The following is a 17439-nucleotide window of genomic DNA, read 5'->3' as shown; positions in this document are numbered from 1 at the left end:
TTACAAGTCGCGAACGGACCTTGTGATTGTTGAACAATGCGGTCCAGACTGTCCCGCATGTTCGTCCTCATCGGCGTCGCCGTCGTCATCATCGGCTTCGCACTGCGCGTCAACGCGCTGCTCGTCGTCACCGTCGCGGGGATCGTCACCGCGGCCATCGGCGGGATCGGTCCCGTCGGCATCCTCACCGCGTTCGGCGACGGCTTCGCCTCCAGCCGCAGCGTCACGACCTTCGCGCTCGTGCTGCCGGTCATCGGCCTGATCGAGCGCTACGGTCTGCAAGACCAGGCCAAGCGGCTCATCGCGAAGCTCGACAAGCTGACCACCGGGCGGCTGCTCGCCGGGTACCTCGCGATCCGGCAGGTCACCGCCGCCGTGGGCCTGACGAGCATCGGTGGTCCGGCCCAGACGGTGCGCCCGCTGGTGTACCCGATGGCCGAGGGCGCCGCCATCAAGAAGTACGGCCGCGTGGACGACCCGATGCGCGAGAAGATCAAGGGCTTCTCCGCGTCCTCCGACACCGTCGGCGTGTTCTTCGGTGAGGACGTCTTCGTCGCGGTCGGCTCGATCCTGCTCATCACGACCTTCGTCGACGCGACGTACGACCTGGCGCTCGAGCCGATCGACCTCGCGCTCTGGGCGATCCCGACGGGCATCGTCGCGCTGCTGGTCCACGGCACACGGCTGCTGCTGTTCGACCGCAAGCTCGACCGGATGGCAGCGGACATGCGCGGCGCCCCGACCACCACGGGGGTCGCAGCGTGATCACCAGCGAATGGCTCTACTGGCTCATCGGCGCGTTCTTCATCGCCGTCGCGGTCCTCATCGTCACGGACCGGGAGCACGCCAAGCGCCTCGGCAACGCGGCCTTCTGGGGCATCCTCGGCGTCTCCTTCTTCTACGGCACGTTCGTCGCCGCCAAGACCGCTCCGTCGTGGGTGCTCGGCATCGCGGTCCTGGTGATGGTGGCCCTCGCCGGCCTCGGCTTCACCGGCACCACGGCCAGGGGTGGCCGGCCGAGCCGCACCCGCGTCGCGAGCATCCCGGGCGCGGGCGTCGGCGCCGAGACCGGCCCGGCGGAACCCACCGGCGCGATGGCCCGCCAGTCGAGCGACAGCACGAGCGTGCTCGCGACCACCAGCCCCGATGAGCGCGCAGCCTCCGCAACGCGCTTCGGCAACCGGCTCTTCATCCCCGCACTGGTGGTCCCGGTGGTCGCCGTCCTGGTCGCCACGCTCGGCCCGCTCGTCCAGATCGGTGGCACGCCGTTGCTCGCCGAGGGCAGCGCGACCCTGACCGGACTCGGCATCGGATCGGTCCTGGCCGTGGTCGTCGCCGTGTTCGTCCTGCGCCCACCCAAGATCGCCACCCCCATCCGCGAGGGCGGCCGGCTCCTGCAGGCCATCGGCTGGGCAGCGCTGCTCCCGCAGATGCTCTCCACGCTCGGCATCGTGTTCACCCAGGCGGGGGTCGGCGACGCGGTCGGCACGATCATCAAGACGATCCTGCCGAGCGGTTCGCTGCTCGCCGCGGTCGTCGTCTACTGCCTCGGCATGGCGCTGTTCACCGTCATCATGGGCAACGCGTTCGCTGCGTTCCCGATCATGACCGCCGCGATCGGCTGGCCGGTCCTGGTGCAGGGCTTCGACGGCAACCCCGCAGCGATCTTCGCCATCGGCATGCTCGCCGGCTTCTGCGGCACCCTCGTGACCCCGATGGCAGCGAACTTCAACCTCGTCCCGGCCGCGCTGCTCGAGATGCGGGACAAGTACGGCCCGATCAAGGCCCAGATCCCGACGGCCGCCATCCTGCTCGTCGTCAACATGGGGGTCATGTACCTTGTCGCATTCTGATCTCGACCGCGCGGTCTGGGCCGAACGGTTCGCCGCGGTCGCCGCGGAGAACACCACCCGCGAGTACCCGTACGCGGCGCAGCACACGACGGTGAGTCCGGACGACCGGGCCCTGCCCGCCGAGCTCCACCCGTCGTTCGCCACCTCGTACGACTGGCACTCGTCGGTCCACATGCACTGGCTCGCCGCGCGGTTGGTCGCGTCCGGGCTGGCACCCACCCTGGAGGCACGGCTCGTCCCCGTCCTGCAGGCCCACCTGCGCGCAGAGCACCTGGCCACCGAGGCGGCCTACCTCCGGCAGACCCCGCACTACGAGCGCCCGTACGGGTGGGCCTGGCTGATGAAGTTGGCGGCCGAGGCCACCGGGTCCGAAGCGCCGGCGATCCGCGCCCTCGCGCCGGGGTTCGTCCCCGTCGTCGACGTGCTCGAGGACCTCGTCACCCGCTGGGTCTCCGGCGCCGCGCACCCCGTCCGGCACGGCGTGCACAGCAACTCCGCCTTCGGGCTGCTGCTCGTGCTCGACGCCGCACGCTCCCTGGGCCGTGACGAGCTCGCGGCGACGGTGTCCCAGGCTGCGCGCGACTGGTTCGGCGACGACGCCGGCTGGCCGTTCGCCTGGGAGCGCAGCGGGCACGACTTCCTGTCCGCCGGGTTCGCCGAGGCCGACCTGATGCGGGCGGTGCTGCCCGTGGCGGAGTTCGCACCGTGGGCCCGCGCGTTCTTCGCCGAGGTCCGTCCCGGTGACGCGGTCCTGACCCCGACCGTGGTGCGCGACGAGAACGACCCACAGCAGGTGCACCTGTTCGGGCTCGACCTGTCGCGTGCCGGTGCTGCCCGACGCATCGCGGACGCGCTGCGGTCAGCTGACCCGGCCGACGTCACGCTGGCGGACCTGCTCGGCGGCGCGGCCGACCGGCTGCTGGCGTCGGGGCTGCAGGCGAGCGTGGGCGAGGAGTACTACTCCACCCACTGGCTGGCGAGTTTCGCCTGGGACGCGATGGAGGCCCGGGAACACGACGCCCGCTGACGGTCGCGTCCGACGCTGACGGTCGGGTCCGACGCGGATGGTCGGGTCCGACGCTGACGTTCGGGTCCGACGCGGACGGTCGCGTCCGACGCGGACGGTCGCGTCCGCTGCGCTGGTTGACGAATCCGGTGGTGTCGACCCGGATCCCGTCGACCAGATTCGTCAACCACGCGGACGGAGATGCCTGCGGGTCCGCTACGCCAGCGTGATGCTCCGGTCGAAGGTCCGCGTGACGGGCGGCTCGGCCAGCACTGCTGCGAGTGCCTCGGCCCGGCCCTCCGAGGTGGCGCGCCAGGCGACGTATGCGTCGTGGTCAGCGGTGCTCGCCCACCGTTCGAGTACCACGAGGCGGGATGCGTCGGCGTCGTCGACCAGGACCTCGAGTGACTCGTTGCCGGGGAACTCCGCCGTCTGCGCGAGGGTCTCGCGGATCGCGGACTCGATCGTCTCGGTCGACAGGTCGTCGCGCAAGCGGACCTCGAGGAACACTGTCATCGACATGGGGACACCTTCCGGTCGTGGTGCGTGACCCGATCAGGCCCCGCACTGCGAGCCAACTCGGGGAGACCCGCGCTTGTTCCTCACTGGAGCAGCCGGAAGCGGACGCGGTCTCCCGGGCGGAGCTGCGCTGCCCGGTCGACGGACGCCGGCGTCATGACCGCGACGACGGGGTAGCCGCCGGTGACCGGGTGGTCGGCGAGGAAGAGCACCGGGTGGCCGTCGGGCGGGACCTGCAGCGAGCCCAGCTCGACCCCCTCGCTCGGGAGTTCATGCGTGACGGCCCGGACGAGCGCGGTCTCGGCCGTGGTCCGGACGCCGACCCGGTCGCTGTCGGCGCTGACGTGGTGGTCCTGCTCGGTCAGGACGGACCGCCACGACGGGGTGAACCAGTCGTCGCGCGGGCCGGCGGTGACGTCGAGCACGACCGGTTCGCCCGGGGTCGGCCCGAGGGGCGGTGCGACGGCGTCGACGACCGGCCAGGACCATGCGTCGGCATCCGCCCCGATCGGCAGGACGTCACCGGCGGCAAGGGGTGCCGGGCCGAGCCGTGCGAGCGAGTCCCACGAGCGGCTGCCCAGGACCGGTTCGACGGCGATCCCACCCCGGACGGCGACCATGGCGCGCAGCCCGCTCGGTGGCATCCCGATGCGCAGGGTGTCCCCGGGGGCGAGCAGCACGACCTCGTGCGAGGCTGCGCCGCGGACCCGGCCGTCCGCGTGCTCGACCTCGACCGGGCACGGTGCGCCGGTCACCGCGGCGACCACGTGCGCATCGGACCGCAGTGCGACGGAGCCGAGCAGGGCCTCCAGGACGGCGGCGTCGGGACGGTTGCCGACCATCCGGTTGGCCAGCGCCGCCGCACCGCGGTCGGCGGCGCCGGCCGCACCGAGGCCCATGTCGCTGAAACCGGGGCGGCCTCCGTCCTGGGTGGTGACGCCGTAGCCCACGTGGACGACCGTCAGCGTGCTCATGGGTGCACTGCCACGAACCGGACCCGCGTGCCGGCAGGAGCGAGCGCCGGCGGGTCGCGGTCGAGTGACCACATCGGCACGTCGGTGCGCCCGATGAGCTGCCACCCGCCGGGAGACGTCCGCGGGTAGACGGCGCTGAACTCGCCGGCCATGGCCACCGCCCCGCTCGGGACGGCCGTCCGGGCGCTGGACCGTCGGGGCAGGTCGAGGGACGGCGCCGTGCCCGTCAGGTAGCTGAAGCCGGGCGCGAACCCGCAGAACGCGCTCGTCCAGACCTGACCGGTGTGCCAGGCGACGAGGTCGGACGTGGACATGCCGACGAGGGCAGCGACGGTGGCGAGGTCCTCACCGTCGTAGGTCACGGCGACGACGACGGGCTCGCTGGTGGTGGCAGGCTCCACTGCGGCCTCGGGTTCACCGGCGGCCTCGGGTTCACCGGCGGCCCCGGGTTCACCGGCGGCGGCGTCGAGCGGGACCGCGTCGAGCGCCGCGGCGAGTCGCCCGGCGTCGGTGGTGGCGTCGAACCGGAACAGCAGCGAGCGGGCGCCGGACACCACCTCGGTCACACCCGGCAGACCCGTGGGGAGCGCGGACCGGAAGGCGACGACCGCCGCGAGCGAGTCGAACGTGGCCAGCAGTGCGGCGCCGCCCGCCGGACGCAGGTCGAGCGTCACGGCACGACCGGCACGACCGGCACGACCGGCACAGCGGGCGCGACTGGCGCGAACGGCGCGATGCCGACGCCCTGCGTGGTCAGCAGCGTCCGGATCGCCCGCGCCATCGCGACCGCCGAGGGGGAGTCCCCGTGCACGCACACCGACTCGGCGCGCACCCGGATCTCGGAACCGTCGATCGCCGTTGCGACGCCGTCCGTGACCATCCTGAGCACCCGTGCGGCGACCTGGTCCGGGTCGTGCAGCACCGAGCCCGGGGTGCTGCGCGACACGAGCGAGCCGTCGGGTTCGTACGCCCGGTCGGCGAAGGACTCGGAGACCGCACGGAGACCACGTCGGTCGGCCGCGTGCAGCAGCTCCGAGTCGGGCAGCGCCAGCACCGCGAGCGTCGGGTCCACGTCGGCGACCGCGCGGACGACGGCCTCGGCCTGGACCGGGTCGGCGCAGGCCGTGTTGTAGAGCGCTCCGTGGGGCTTGACGTAGGTGACAGCCGTGCCGGCGACGTGCGCCGCCGCGGTCATCGCACCGAGCTGGTGGACGACGTCGGCGTACAGCTCGTCCGGCGTGACGTGGACCGGGCGTCGCCCGAAGCCGGCGAGGTCGCGGTAAGCCACGTGGGCGCCGACGGCCACACCGCGGGCAGCGGCGGCGCGGGCGGTCGCGAGCATGATCACGGGGTCGCCGGCGTGGGCCCCGCACGCGATGTTCGCGCTCGAGACGACGTCGAGCATCGCGGGGTCGTCGCCCATCGGCCAGGCGCCGTAGCCCTCGCCGAGGTCGCTGTTGAGGTCGATCGTCGTCACGAGGGCTCCCTGTCGCCGAGGTTGTTCAACAATCTACCGAGGTGGCTCCGGGAACTCCAGCACGACCGGGTGCCCGATCACAGCACCGGCCGCGCGCTCGCCGGAGCGCATCGCCGCGGTGACCGTCGCCGGGTCGTCGGTCCAGGTGGCCTCGCCGGCCAGGTGCAGCACGCCGCCGCCGACCGGGACGGCCAGGTCGTCGTGGTCGCTCGTGCGCGAGCCGGGTGTCATGTACGCGTACGAACCGCGTGCGAAGGGGTCGTCCTGCCACGCCGTGACGTGGACGCTCGTGGGCTCCGGGACCTCGGGCCCGAACAGTCGCCGCAGCTGCTCGAGCACGGACGCGGCCACCTGCTCGTCGCTCCACCCGCGGATGCCCAGTGCTGCGGGACCGGCGGCGAACGTCAGCAGGGTCGGCTCGTCGTCGAGCCGGGTCAGGTCGTACCAGGAGTGCCACCAGCGCCCCTCGGGACCGAGCTGTCGGATGCCGTAGACGTCGGAGCCGTCGGCCGGTGCCCAGAACCGTGTCGGGAAGCGCAGGACCACCTTCTCGAACGCATTCATCCGGAGGCGGCCGAGCGCCGCCCGGTGTGCGTCGGGCAGGGGCGGCTCGATCACGAACGCACCGGACTGCAGGACCCCGACGGGCACGGTCACGACGACGGCGTCCGCCGCGAACGACGTCGTCCCGGCCGACACGACGGCGCCGGACCCCGACCACGCCACGCGCTCGACCACGTGGCCGAGTCGCACGTCGAGTCCCTCGGCCAGGTGCGTCGCGAGCGCGTCGTAGCCCTCGGGGAACACGACCTCGTCGCCGTCGATCGCGTCGTCGTCGAGCCCGTGCGCGGCGAGTCCCGCGATCGTGACCCCGTACTGCTCCTCGCTGCGGTGGGCGAGGTGCTCGCGGACCCGCTCGACACGGTCCGCGGGCCAGTCCTGCTGGGCGAGCGCCGCCTCGGTCACGTCGCGGTAGGTGGCCTCCGGTGCCGAGGCCGCGATCACCGGGACCAGTGCGGCGTCGACGGCGCGCACGTCCGCGACGAAGCGCCGGGTCGCCGCGGGGTCGAGCAGGCGGCCGTCGGGTCCGGCGTAGCTGATCGGCCGGCTGTCGGTCTGGTAGCCGCCGACGGTGAACTCGACCGTCGGCATGCCGAACGCGTGCGCCGCGGCCGCGACCGGGCTGCCGTCGACACCGTGGATCCACGACGCGCCGAGGTCCGTGGCCCGGCCGTCCGACCGGTCCGTCCACACGCGCCCGCCGACCCGGTCGCGGGCCTCGAGCACGACGACGTCCTGACCGGATGTCGTCAGCAGTCGTGCGGCGGTGAGCCCGGCGATGCCGGCCCCGACGACGATGGTGTCGAACCGTTCCATGGCCGCAGTCAACACGACCGCACTGACGGTGACCGCCTGGAGGCCCGGTCCCGGTCCGTCGGACCGGCACCGGGCCTCCAGGCGGTCCGGTCCCGACGATCCGCGAAACGCGAGCACGTCGCGGATCCACGGGTTGTCGAGGATGGTGGAAGCATGAACGAGACGACGTCGCGACCCGCGACGACGGCACTGGTCGCCGTCGCCGGACAGGACACGGACTCGGCGATCACGTCCCTCGCGGGCATGTACGCCGGCCGGACCTGGTACTCGTCCGCGCTGGACCAGCAGTACTGGTACAAGTACGTCGCAGTCGGCGACGACCAGCTGAGCGTCCGTCGTTCGCAGATGCACGGGTACCTTCGCGGCGACGTGGCGACCGAGGGTGAGGTCGTCGTGCAGTGGCTCGACCGCGGCACCGCCCGGGTCGACGTCGGACGCGACGAGGTCCGGATGGAACCGGGCGTCCCGACGCTGTTCCCGGTCGGGCGACGCTTCCGGATGGAGTACCAGGACTGGGACCAGCGGCTCGTGCACCTCGGGCAGGACCTGGTGCGCACCGTGGCCGAGGAGGCGGGGCTCTCCGCCGTCGGTCCGCTCGCGTTCGACCACCGCGTCACGCCCGATGCCACGAGCATCGCGGCCTGGCGTACGGCCGTCGCCGGGGCGATGCGTGCGCTGCACGCCGGCGGGGTCGGATCACTCGCCTGGCACGAGGCGCAGCGCGAGGTCGCCCGCGCCCTGCTCCGGCTGTACCCGCTGCAGACCGGGCCGCTCGCGGCCGAGCCGTCGCAGCGCGCCGGTGCCCGGCTCCGGACCGCGCTCGAGTACCTCGAGGCGCACGCCCACGAGGCGGTGACCGTCGGTGCGGTCGCCGATGCCGCCGGGTTGAGCATCCGAGGACTGCAGGACTCGTTCCAACGCTCGCTCGAGCAGACCCCGATGGCCTACCTCCGCGAACTGCGGCTGCAGGGCGCCCGCGACCAGCTGCTCCTGACCGGCCCGGGAGAGGCGTCGGTCGCCGACGTGGCGCGCGCCTGGGGCTTCACCCACATGGGGCGCTTCTCGGCGGAGTACGCCGCCCGGTTCGGGGAGTACCCGCGGCACACGCTGCGCCGCTCGTCCTGACCGAGGCGCAGAATCGTCTGCATGGACCTCACGAAGTACACCCACGCCACCGTCGTGCTCACCAAGGACGACACCACCCTCGTGATCGACCCGGGCGCCTACACGCCGAACTCCGCGGACCTGGTCGCCCGCACCACCGCGGTCCTCGTCACCCACGACCACCCGGACCACCTCGACGCCGACGTGCTGACCGCCGCACTCGACGCCCAGCCCGAACTGCGCGTCTGGGCCCCGGCGAGCGTCACCGAGGCGCTCGGGGGCCACGACGGCCGCGTCACGACCGTCGCACCCGGGGACACGTTCGACGCTGCGGGCTTCTCGGTGCAGGTCGTCGGCGGCGACCACGCCGTCATCCACGCGGACATCCCGCTCATGAGCAACGTCGGCTACGTCGTCGACGGCGCCGTGTACCACCCCGGAGACGCGTACTTCGTGCCCGAGGTCGCCGTCGAGACCCTGCTCGTCCCGACCTCCGGACCGTGGGCGAAGCTCGGCGAGCTCGTCGACTTCGTCCGTGCCGTGCACCCGTCGCGCGCCGTGCAGATCCACGACCTGATGCTCAGCGACGCGGGCAGGGGCTCGTTCGCCCAGTTCGCGCAGCAGCTCACGGGGACCGAGCTGGTGACGCTGGCGGACGGCGAGACCATCACGCTCTGATCGGCTGTCCCCAGGACTGGCGCGCCCCGCACGGCGGTGGCGCGCCAGCGCCACGCGGGGCGCGCCGACGGAGCCTGCGACGGAGGGGTGTCGGTTGGCACCGGGCCTCACGTGCTGCCAAGGTGCAGTCATGGACGCACAGGCAACACCGACCAGGACGGCACGGCCGACGGCCGTCACGATCGCGGCGGCGATCTGGTGGGTGGTCTCGATCGTCCGCTTGGCCGTCGTTGTCCCACGGCTGCTCGTCAGCCTGGACACCGAGGACACCGGCCTGCTCGTCGCCACCGTGGTGGGTGGTGTCCTCTTCCTCGCCCTGACGCTGTTCTTCGCCTTCCTCGCACAGCGGATGTGGCGCGGCTCGGGGACCGCGCGGCTGTGGCTCGCGATCTTCGCCGGACTCGCCGTGGTGTCGACGCTGGTCGGACTGGTGACCACCCCGCCGGACTGGACGATCGTCGGGCCGATCGCGCTGGCGGTCGCCGCCGTGCTGAGCTACCTGCCGTCGGCGCGCGAGTGGTTCCCGAAGGCGGAGCGCCGGCCGCGCCGCGTGGAACCGAAGACCCTCGGCTGGGACCCGGAGACCGGCGAGCGCATCACCGAGGACACCGAGCGCTGACGGGGACTTCGGCTGGGACCGCTCCCCTTGACACGTCAGCACATATCGATCATCGTTGTATCGACATTCGATGGTACCGATGATCGATGGTACCGCTGACGGACAGGAGAGGGACCGATGAGCACACCCGTCTACGACCCGCCCCGCGGCAGGAACTCCTACCTGGGCTACGTCGCCGCCTGCGTGATCGGCATCGGACTGCTGGTCTGGCGCTACGTCGCCGACCTGGCCGAGTCGATCCGCACCGGCACCGTCACCGTCCCGGTGCACGTCGACCCGACCAGTGCCGTCCCGCAGCCGCCCGGCGGGGCGACCGTGCGGACCGACGAGCTCTCGCTGCTGGTCCGGACTGCCGACGTGCCGGCCGGTGCGATCGGGTACATCCGCGTCGGCGACGCCCTGGAACTCGTGTTCGTCGCGGCGCTCGTGGGCCTGGTCGCCACCGTCGCGTGGCGGATCTCGCGAGGGGGCCTGTTCGAGGCCACGACGGCGAAGGTCCTCGACGTGCTGGCGGTCGCGGTCTTCGTCGCCGGGTTCGTGCCCGCGTTCGTCCGGAGGATGGGCTGGAACTGGGTGGTCTCCGGTCTGGGATGGGAGGGCCGACTGCCCGACCCCGTGCTCGACCCGCTGTACGTGCCGGTCTACCTCGGGCTGCTGCTCGTGATCTGCTTCCGGTTCGCCCTGACCGCCTCGCAGCGGATGGTGCGCGACCAGGCGGGACTGGTCTGATGCCGCCCGAGTCCGAGGAACCGCACGCGGTCGTCTGTCACCTGGACGACCTGCTCGCCGAGCGCGACATGACCCTGACCGAGCTGGCAGACCGGGTGGGCGTCACCGTCGTCAACCTGTCGGTGCTGAAGAACAACCGTGCGCGGGCGATCCGGTTCTCGACGCTGACGCGGCTGTGCGAGGTGCTCGGCTGCCAGCCGGGCGACGTGTTCTCCGTCCGGCGCTGACGTCGCCGGCACCACGGACGGGAGGCCGCGGCCGGGTCAGACGACCGCTGCGGCCAGCAGGGAGTCGGCATCACGGCGGGCGACGGCGACCGCCGCCGTGTCGAGCCCGCAGGCCCGCAGGCAGGTTGCGACGATGGCGTCCCGGTCGGTGTCGTGCACGTCGCCCGCACGGCGCAGCTGGATCACCGTCTCGGCGAGCTGGATGAGCAGGCCGCCCAGCTGCGTCGGGGTCAGGGACGCGGTGACATCGGGCGTCGCGGCGAGCGACCCCAGTCGACCGTAGGTGTCCTGCAGCTCCCGACGCTCGACCCGGAACCCGTCGTACCGCTCGCCCTGCACCTCGGGCAGCAGGTACAGCGTGCCGATGTTGTGCGGCGTGCGCACCAGGGTGTCGACGTCGATGAGCACCAGCGCGGCGAGCGCACCGGCGGCGCTCGCCGCGTCCGGGACCCGCTGCTCGAGGCCGCGCACCACGTCCAGGCTGGGGCGCACCGAGGTGGTCAGCAGCTCGACGAGCATGTCGTCCTTGCCGGCGAAGTGGTAGTACAGCGAGGCCTGCCGGATGCCGACCCGGTCCGCGATGGCGCGCGTCGACGTGGCGCTGAACCCGTTCTCGACGAACAGCGCCGCGGCTGCGTCGAGGATCTGTTCCCGCGGCGACAGCTCCGAGTCGGTGGTGCCCGCGGCGCGGGGACGTCCGACTCTGGTGGGACGGTCGTCGGCGGGCACGGCACCATCCTCCCAGTTGGGTGCCGTCATGCCTGTTCCCGGTACGCGCGCCACCCGCCGTGGTGGGTGATGTCCTGTGCGCCGTCGACGGCCCACGGCTCGACCAGGAACCCGGTGACGCCCGTGCCGTCGTCGAGTGCGACGGTGCCGATGGCCATCGGTGCGGGTAGCGCGGCGACGAACGTGGCGAACCCGGCGGCGGGTAGCCGCCAGACCTCGCCCGCGATCGAGCCCGAGCCCGAACTCGACGTCCCGCCGTTGCCGGGCGTGACCGGACCTGCCCGGACCAACCCCGGCTTGGGCGGCACCGTGTCCAGGGCGTACAGCCGGTAGTCGGACGCGGTGTGGGCGTCCCGGACGAACGATCCGCCGGCCGCGACCAGCTGGCCGTTCAGCGGCTGGCCCCGCAGGTGCGCGCCGACGACCAGCAGGTCGACCGTCGGCGCGGCGAAGGCGCGGGCGAGCGCCGCGAGCCGACGGTCGGTGAACGCGGGCCCCGTCAGCATCACGCCGAACGGCAGGCCGTCGACGAACCCGGCCGGCACCGCGAGCGAGGCCATGTCGAGCAGGTTCGCGAAGTTCGTGTAGCGCCCCATCCGGCTGTTCGCCCCGATCGGGTCGGCGGCGACCTCGGCCAGCGTCGGGTGCCAGGTGGTGGTGGGGGTGAGCAGCGCGGTCGTGCCGGCCAACACCGCGCGGCCGGCAGCCCCGAGCCGGTCGAGGCGTTCCTGGTCGGCGAACAGCTCGGCAGCGGTGGGTGTCGCACCACCGAGCACGATCATGGCCACGGACGGGTCGAGGTCGTCCCCGACCAGGTCGCGGTGCGCGTCGATGTGCGCGCCGACCGCGGCGTACCGCTCGGCGACGAACGCGCCGTCGTACAGCAGTGCTGCGGCGTCGAGGAGGGGTGCGATGTCGACCTCGACGACCTGGTGCCCGAGCGCCCGGAAGCGGTCGACGGCCGTGGTGAACGCCTCGGCCCAGCCCGGGGCCAGCCCCTCGAGCTGCGACGGCAGCGGCACGGCGATCCGCGGGGTGGTCGGCAGTGCAGCGTGTGCGGTGTCCTCGCGAGCGAGCGGGTCGACGCCGTCGGGGCCGGTCATCAGCTCGGTCGCGGTCCGGGCCAGGTCGAGGGACCGGGCGAACACCGTGACGCAGTCCTGCGACCGGCAGGCCGGCACGACACCGGTGTTCGGGACCAGGCCCTTCGTGGGCTTCACACCGACCAGGTTGCCGAGCGCTGCCGGTACCCGACCGGACCCGGCGGTGTCGGTGCCGAGCGCGAAGTCGACGATCCCCAGCGCGACCGCCGTGGCCGAACCACTCGACGACCCGCCGGAGATCCGCGTCGGGTCCCAGGCGTTCCGGACGGCCCCGAAGGGCGATCGCGTCCCGACCAGTCCGGTGGCGAACTGGTCGAGGTTCGTCTTGCCGACGACGACCGCACCGGCGGCCCGCAGCCGGGCGACGGCGGTGGCGTCGTCCGTCGGCTCGTTGGCGTACGACCTGGCGGCGGCGGTCGTGGGCAGACCGGCGACGTCGATGTTGTCCTTCACCGCGAACAGCAGCCCGGCCAGGGGGAGCGACGGGTCGACGCGCGACACCTCGGCGAGGACGTCCGCTCGGTCGCGCAGGGTGATCCAGACCTCGGGACGGTCGACCGTGGCGATGCGGTCGAAGGCATCGCGGACCCGGTCGGCCGCGGTCCCGGTGGTCGTGCTCGCGCTCGTGTTCGTACTCGTGCTCGTGCTCATGCTGCTCCTCCGATCGCGGCGAGGACCTGCCCCGGCGCCACCTGTTCGCCCGGGCTGATGTAGACCTCGAGCACGTGCCCGCCGACGGGCGCGTGCACCATCGACTCCATCTTCATCGCCTCCACGGCCAGCAGCTTCTGTCCGGCATCGACGCGGTCACCCGGGCGGACGTCCACCTGCCACACGGTCGAGGTGAACGGTGCGACCACGGCCGTCGAGCCCTCGGGCACGGTCACGGCGTCGGCCACCACAGGCGCCGGTTCGTCGCGCACGTCGAACTCACCCGAGGCCCGCCAGCGGTCCTTCTCCTGATCGAACGCCCGCGCCTGCTGCGCCCGGAACGCGTCGATCGAGGTCGCGTTGTCGCTGAGGAACCGGTTGTACGACGCGATCGAGAACTCGCCGTCGACGGTCTCGAAGTCCCCACGGCCGGCGTCGGTCTCGGCCCGCAGCTCGAGGAGCTCCTCGGCGCCGACGGGGTACCACTCGATCCGGTCGAAGAACCGCAACGCCCACGGGTCCTGCTGGAACAGTCCACCGCGGCGGAACCGGTTCCAGATCTGCACGGTGCGGCCGACGAACTGGTACCCGCCCGGGCCCTCCATGCCGTAGATGCACAGGTAGGCGCCGCCGATGCCGACCGAGTTCTCGGCCGTCCAGGTGCGGGCGGGGTTGTACTTCGTGGTCACGAGCCGGTGCCGCGGGTCGAGGGGCGTGGCGACCGGTGCGCCGAGGTACACGTCGCCCAGACCGAGCACCAGGTAGCTCGCGTCGAACACCGTGCGGAACACGTCGTCGACCGAGTCGAGCCCGTTGATCCGGCGGATGAACTCGATGTTCCAGGGCGTCCACGGCGCGTCGTTCCGGACCCCGTTCATGTAGCGCTCGATCGCCAGCCGGGTCGCCGGGTCGTCCCACGACAGCGGCAGCTTCACCGTCCGCGAGGGCACGACGAGCTGGTCGGTCGGCGGGATCTCGTCCTCGAGCTCGCGCAGCAGCCCGGCCATGGTGCTGGCCTTCAGCACGCTGGCGTCGGTGTGCACCTGCAGCGATCGGATGCCCGGCGTGATGTCGAGGATGCCCTCCGGTGCCTCGTCCTGCAGCTTCGTCATCAGGGCGTGCACGCGCATCCGCAGCGCGATGTCGAGCGTCATGTCGCCGTACTCGACCAGCACGTTGTCGTCGCCGTCGCGCCGGTACGCCACGCTCGGCCGGGCCGCGGTGGCGTCCAGGCGTGCGAGCACGCCGTCGTCACCGTCCCCACCGGAGCGTCCGTCGGCACCGGTCCGCGGCACCGTCCTGGAGGCCCGGTGTGCGTCGAGCGCGGCGGCGTCGGCCTCGCGGACCGGCACGAACCGCACCGTGTCACCCGGGCGCAGCTGGCCCACCTTCCACAGGTCGCCGCTGGCCACCACGGCGGGGCAGACGAACCCGCCCAGGGACGGTCCGTCCGGCCCGAGGATGATCGGGGTGTCGCCGGTGAAGTCGATCGCGCCGACCGCGTACGGGGTGTCGTGGATGTTCGACGGGTGCAGTCCGGCCTCGCCGCCGTCGGTCCGCGCCCAGCCTGGCCGGGGGCCGATCAGCCGGACCCCGGTGCGGGCGGAGTTGTGGTGCACGCCGTAGTCGGTGGCGTAGAACACGTCGAGGTCGGCGCGCGTGAAGAAGTCCGGTGCCGCGTGCGGGCCCTCGGTGACGGCGATCTCCCACGTGCTGGTCAGTGCCGTGCGGCGGTCGTCCGGGGTCGGGCCGCCGACCAGGCCGAGCCGGGCGCCGGCGGGGAACGCGGGGTGCGGGACGTCGGCGTCGGGGGAGCCCGGGCGCAGCACGTCGCCGGCCAGCAGCGCCCGTCCCGCATGGCCACCGAAGCCGCCGAGCGTGAAGGTCGAGGCGGACCCCAGGTAGGTCGGTACGTCGATGCCACCGCGCACCGCCAGGTACGTCCGGAGTCCGGGGCCCGCGGCGGTGCCGATCGTCAGGGTCTGTCCGGCCTGCACCTCGACGGGCTCCCACAGCGGCACGGCCTGGTCGTCCACGGTGACCGGGGCCGCGGCTCCCGTCACGGCGACCAGGGCCGGGGCCGAGAACCGCAGCGTGGGACCGGTGGCCGTGACCTCGAGCGCCGGGGCGCCCGCGGGGTTGCCGACCGCGCGGTTCGCCTCGGCGAACGACGCCGCGTCGAACGGGCCGCTCGGCGGCACACCGACCTGCCAGTGCCCCAGGCGGCCGGGCAGGTCCTGCACGGTCGTCATGGTGCCCGGTGCCACGACGTCGATGCGCGGGTCCGGATCTGCGGTCTCGTCGAGCGTCGACGTCGAGTGCGTCGCGGTCCGGAGTTCGAGGTCGTCGGTCAGGGCGCGCAGCAGTCCGGTGTTCGTGACGATGCCGTCGATCCGGGTGCCGGTCAGCCCCGCACGCAGCAGGTCGAGGGCGTCGTCGCGGGTCTCCCCGGTGGCGATCACCTTGGCGAGCATCGGGTCGTAGAACGCGGACACCTCGGAGCCGGTCTCGGCCCAGCCGTCCACGCGGATGCCGGTCGGGGCGCCGCCGTCGGTCGTGGTCGCGGGGAACACGGCCTGCGTCACCAGGCCGCTCGAGGGCAGCGAGCCCTTGGCCGGGTCCTCGGCGTAGACGCGGGCCTCGACGGCGTGGCCGCTCGGGGTCCAGGTGCGCGCGAACACCTCGGGGTCGATGCCGGACGCGCCGTCGCGGGCCAGTCGCAGCATCAGCGCGACCAGGTCGACGCCGTAGACCTGCTCGGTGACGGGGTGTTCCACCTGCAGCCGGGTGTTCACCTCGAGGAACGACGCCTCTTCGCGCACCGGGTCGTAGACGAACTCGACCGTGCCGGCGCTGCGGTACCCGATGCTCGCCGCGAGCCGACGTGCGGAGCTGTGCAGGGCCTCCCGGACGTGCCCCGGCAGTGCCGGCGCCGGAGCCTCCTCGATCACCTTCTGGTTGCGGCGCTGGAGTGAGCAGTCGCGGTCGCCGATCACGGCGACCCGGCCCTGGCCGTCCCCGAACAGCTGGACCTCGACGTGCCGGGCCGGTCGGACCAGGCGCTCGAGGAAGATGCCGGCGGCGCCGAAGGCGGCAGCCGCGGTGCGTTCGACGCTGGCGTAGGCCTCGCGCACCTCGTCCAGGGTCGCGCAGGCCTGCATGCCGATCCCGCCGCCACCGCCCGTGGCCTTGAGCATGACGGGCAGGCCGATCCGCTCGGCGGCCTGGACCGCGTCGTCGGCCGAGGCCAGCAGCCCGGTGCCGGCGAGCATCGGGACCCCGGCGGCGGCGGCGAGCTCGCGTGCCGTGTGCTTGGCGCCGAAGGCGACGATCTGCTCGGCCGTCGGTCCGACGAAGCGGATGCCGGCGGCCTCGCAGGCGCTGGCGAACTCGGTGTTCTCGGACAGGAACCCGTAGCCGGGGTGGACCAGGCCGGCGCCGGTGTCGAGCGCTGCCTGCACGACGGCGTCGATGCGCAGGTAGGACTCGCGTGCGGGGGCGGGGCCCAGGCGGACGGCGACGTCGGCCTCACGCACGTGCGGAGCGGCACGGTCGGCGTCGGAGAACACGGCGACGGTCCGCATGCCCATCGCCTTGGCCGAGCGGATCACGCGACGGGCGATCTCCCCGCGGTTGGCGACGAGCACGGTGTCGAGGTCGAGCGGCACGGCGGGGCTCCCGGTGGGGTCGGGCGCGACGGTCACGGCTGGACCACGATCATGCGCAGGGGCGTGCAGGAGAAGTCGTTGCAGGGGTTGTTCATCTGCGGGCAGTTCGACACGATCACCAGCACGTCGCGTTCGGCCCGGACGGCCACGCGCTTGCCGGGTGCGCTCATGCCGTCGACGATCCCGAGCGCGCCGTCCGCCTCGACGGGCACGTTCATGAACCAGTTCAGGTTCGACACCAGGTCCCGCACGCCGAGCCCGTGGCGAGCGGCCTCGGCGATGAAGTTCTCGCGGCAGCCGTGCTGGTACGCGGTGTGGTGGCCGTACCGCAGCGTGTTCGACTCCTTCGAGCAGGCCCCGCCGATGGTGTCCTGCCGGTCGATCTCGTTGCCGACGACGGTCATGAGCGGGCGGCCCTCGTTCGACATCAGCACCGTGCCGGTCCGGACGTAGGCGTTCCCCTGCGCGACGAGGGTGTCGGGGACGCTGTACCGCTCGTCGGGGTCGACGGCGTCGTAGACCAGGCAGTCGGCGCTCTGGTTGCCGCCGACGTCCACGATCGTCAGGACCTGCCCGGCGCGGACGACCGCCGACCACGGAGCGAGCGGTGCGACCCGGTCGTCGCGCACCACGGTTCCGGGGACCAGCGACTCGCTCCAGTCCAGGGCGACGTCGGGCGCGTGGACGACGCCCACGGGGACGGTGGAGGTCAAGGTGTCGGACAT

17 protein-coding genes are annotated in these 17439 nt (G+C 72.8%); 8 read left to right on the top strand and 9 right to left on the bottom strand.

Annotation, left to right across the window (positions count from 1 at the left end; translation table 11 throughout):
- Positions 1-57: 57 nt before the first annotated feature.
- The 3 genes from DEJ13_RS14465 to DEJ13_RS14455 are packed head-to-tail and all read left to right on the top strand — an operon-like array spanning position 58 to position 2880.
- Positions 58-765, top strand: a complete 708-nt coding sequence (locus DEJ13_RS14465) for a DUF969 domain-containing protein (protein ID WP_111107512.1) — start codon at positions 58-60, stop codon at positions 763-765.
- Positions 762-1853, top strand: a complete 1092-nt coding sequence (locus tag DEJ13_RS14460; protein ID WP_056119902.1) for a DUF979 domain-containing protein — start codon at positions 762-764, stop codon at positions 1851-1853. Before DEJ13_RS14465 ends, DEJ13_RS14460 begins: the two co-directional genes overlap by 4 nt.
- A complete protein-coding gene (locus DEJ13_RS14455) occupies positions 1840-2880 on the top strand; it encodes a DUF2891 family protein (RefSeq protein ID WP_111107511.1) in 1041 nt (346 codons plus the stop codon). Before DEJ13_RS14460 ends, DEJ13_RS14455 begins: the two co-directional genes overlap by 14 nt.
- 195 nt (positions 2881-3075) lie before the next feature.
- On the opposite strand, the gene DEJ13_RS14450 is transcribed toward DEJ13_RS14455, so the two are convergent.
- From DEJ13_RS14450 to DEJ13_RS14430, 5 genes are all read right to left on the bottom strand, one after another.
- On the bottom strand, positions 3076-3381 hold the full coding sequence (locus tag DEJ13_RS14450) for a putative quinol monooxygenase (RefSeq protein WP_111107510.1): 306 nt from the start codon (positions 3379-3381) through the stop codon (positions 3076-3078).
- 80 nt (positions 3382-3461) lie between these two features.
- On the bottom strand, positions 3462-4352 hold the full coding sequence (locus tag DEJ13_RS14445) for a 5-oxoprolinase subunit C family protein (RefSeq protein ID WP_111107509.1): 891 nt from the start codon (positions 4350-4352) through the stop codon (positions 3462-3464).
- Complete coding sequence (locus tag DEJ13_RS14440) at positions 4349-5026, bottom strand: 5-oxoprolinase subunit B family protein (protein ID WP_111107508.1); 678 nt, start codon at positions 5024-5026, stop codon at positions 4349-4351. Before DEJ13_RS14440 ends, DEJ13_RS14445 begins: the two co-directional genes overlap by 4 nt.
- A complete protein-coding gene (locus tag DEJ13_RS14435; protein ID WP_111107507.1) occupies positions 5023-5829 on the bottom strand; it encodes a LamB/YcsF family protein in 807 nt (268 codons plus the stop codon). Before DEJ13_RS14435 ends, DEJ13_RS14440 begins: the two co-directional genes overlap by 4 nt.
- Before the next feature lie 33 nt (positions 5830-5862).
- The gene (locus tag DEJ13_RS14430; RefSeq protein ID WP_111107569.1) at positions 5863-7206 is read right to left on the bottom strand and encodes a flavin monoamine oxidase family protein; all 1344 of its coding nucleotides are present in this window, start codon (positions 7204-7206) and stop codon (positions 5863-5865) included.
- A 153-nt stretch (positions 7207-7359) separates the two neighbouring features.
- Here DEJ13_RS14430 and DEJ13_RS14425 point away from each other — a divergent pair, with 153 nt between their 5' ends.
- From DEJ13_RS14425 to DEJ13_RS14405, 5 genes are all read left to right on the top strand, one after another.
- Positions 7360-8331, top strand: coding sequence for an AraC family transcriptional regulator (locus tag DEJ13_RS14425; protein ID WP_111107506.1), 972 nt, complete (start codon positions 7360-7362; stop codon positions 8329-8331).
- A gap of 21 nt (positions 8332-8352) precedes the next feature.
- Complete coding sequence (locus DEJ13_RS14420) at positions 8353-8988, top strand: MBL fold metallo-hydrolase (RefSeq protein ID WP_111107505.1); 636 nt, start codon at positions 8353-8355, stop codon at positions 8986-8988.
- Between the two features lie 130 nt (positions 8989-9118).
- Positions 9119-9607, top strand: a complete 489-nt coding sequence (locus DEJ13_RS14415; RefSeq protein WP_111107504.1) for a hypothetical protein — start codon at positions 9119-9121, stop codon at positions 9605-9607.
- Positions 9608-9724: 117 nt separating this feature from the next.
- Complete coding sequence (locus DEJ13_RS14410) at positions 9725-10336, top strand: hypothetical protein (protein WP_111107503.1); 612 nt, start codon at positions 9725-9727, stop codon at positions 10334-10336.
- A complete protein-coding gene (locus DEJ13_RS14405; RefSeq protein ID WP_111107502.1) occupies positions 10336-10563 on the top strand; it encodes a helix-turn-helix domain-containing protein in 228 nt (75 codons plus the stop codon). The genes DEJ13_RS14410 and DEJ13_RS14405 overlap by 1 nt, the downstream gene beginning before the upstream one ends.
- Before the next feature lie 36 nt (positions 10564-10599).
- On the opposite strand, the gene DEJ13_RS14400 is transcribed toward DEJ13_RS14405, so the two are convergent.
- The 4 genes from DEJ13_RS14400 to DEJ13_RS14385 are packed head-to-tail and all read right to left on the bottom strand — an operon-like array spanning position 10600 to position 17439.
- Entirely contained in the window at positions 10600-11292 is a 693-nt protein-coding gene (locus DEJ13_RS14400; protein ID WP_258374146.1) for a TetR/AcrR family transcriptional regulator, read from the bottom strand.
- A gap of 26 nt (positions 11293-11318) precedes the next feature.
- Complete coding sequence (atzF, locus tag DEJ13_RS14395; protein ID WP_111107500.1) at positions 11319-13046, bottom strand: allophanate hydrolase; 1728 nt, start codon at positions 13044-13046, stop codon at positions 11319-11321.
- Positions 13043-16750: an urea carboxylase gene (gene uca, locus DEJ13_RS14390; RefSeq protein ID WP_181437089.1), complete on the bottom strand. Its 3708-nt coding sequence runs from the start codon at positions 16748-16750 to the stop codon at positions 13043-13045. The genes atzF and uca overlap by 4 nt, the downstream gene beginning before the upstream one ends.
- Entirely contained in the window at positions 16747-17439 is a 693-nt protein-coding gene (locus tag DEJ13_RS14385) for an urea amidolyase associated protein UAAP2 (RefSeq protein WP_111107499.1), read from the bottom strand. Before DEJ13_RS14385 ends, uca begins: the two co-directional genes overlap by 4 nt.

This window comes from Curtobacterium sp. MCLR17_007, assembly GCF_003234655.2.
GTDB lineage: Bacteria > Actinomycetota > Actinomycetes > Actinomycetales > Microbacteriaceae > Curtobacterium.
Note: the sequence above shows the minus strand (reverse complement) of the source record. Positions and strands in the feature narration are given on the sequence as shown.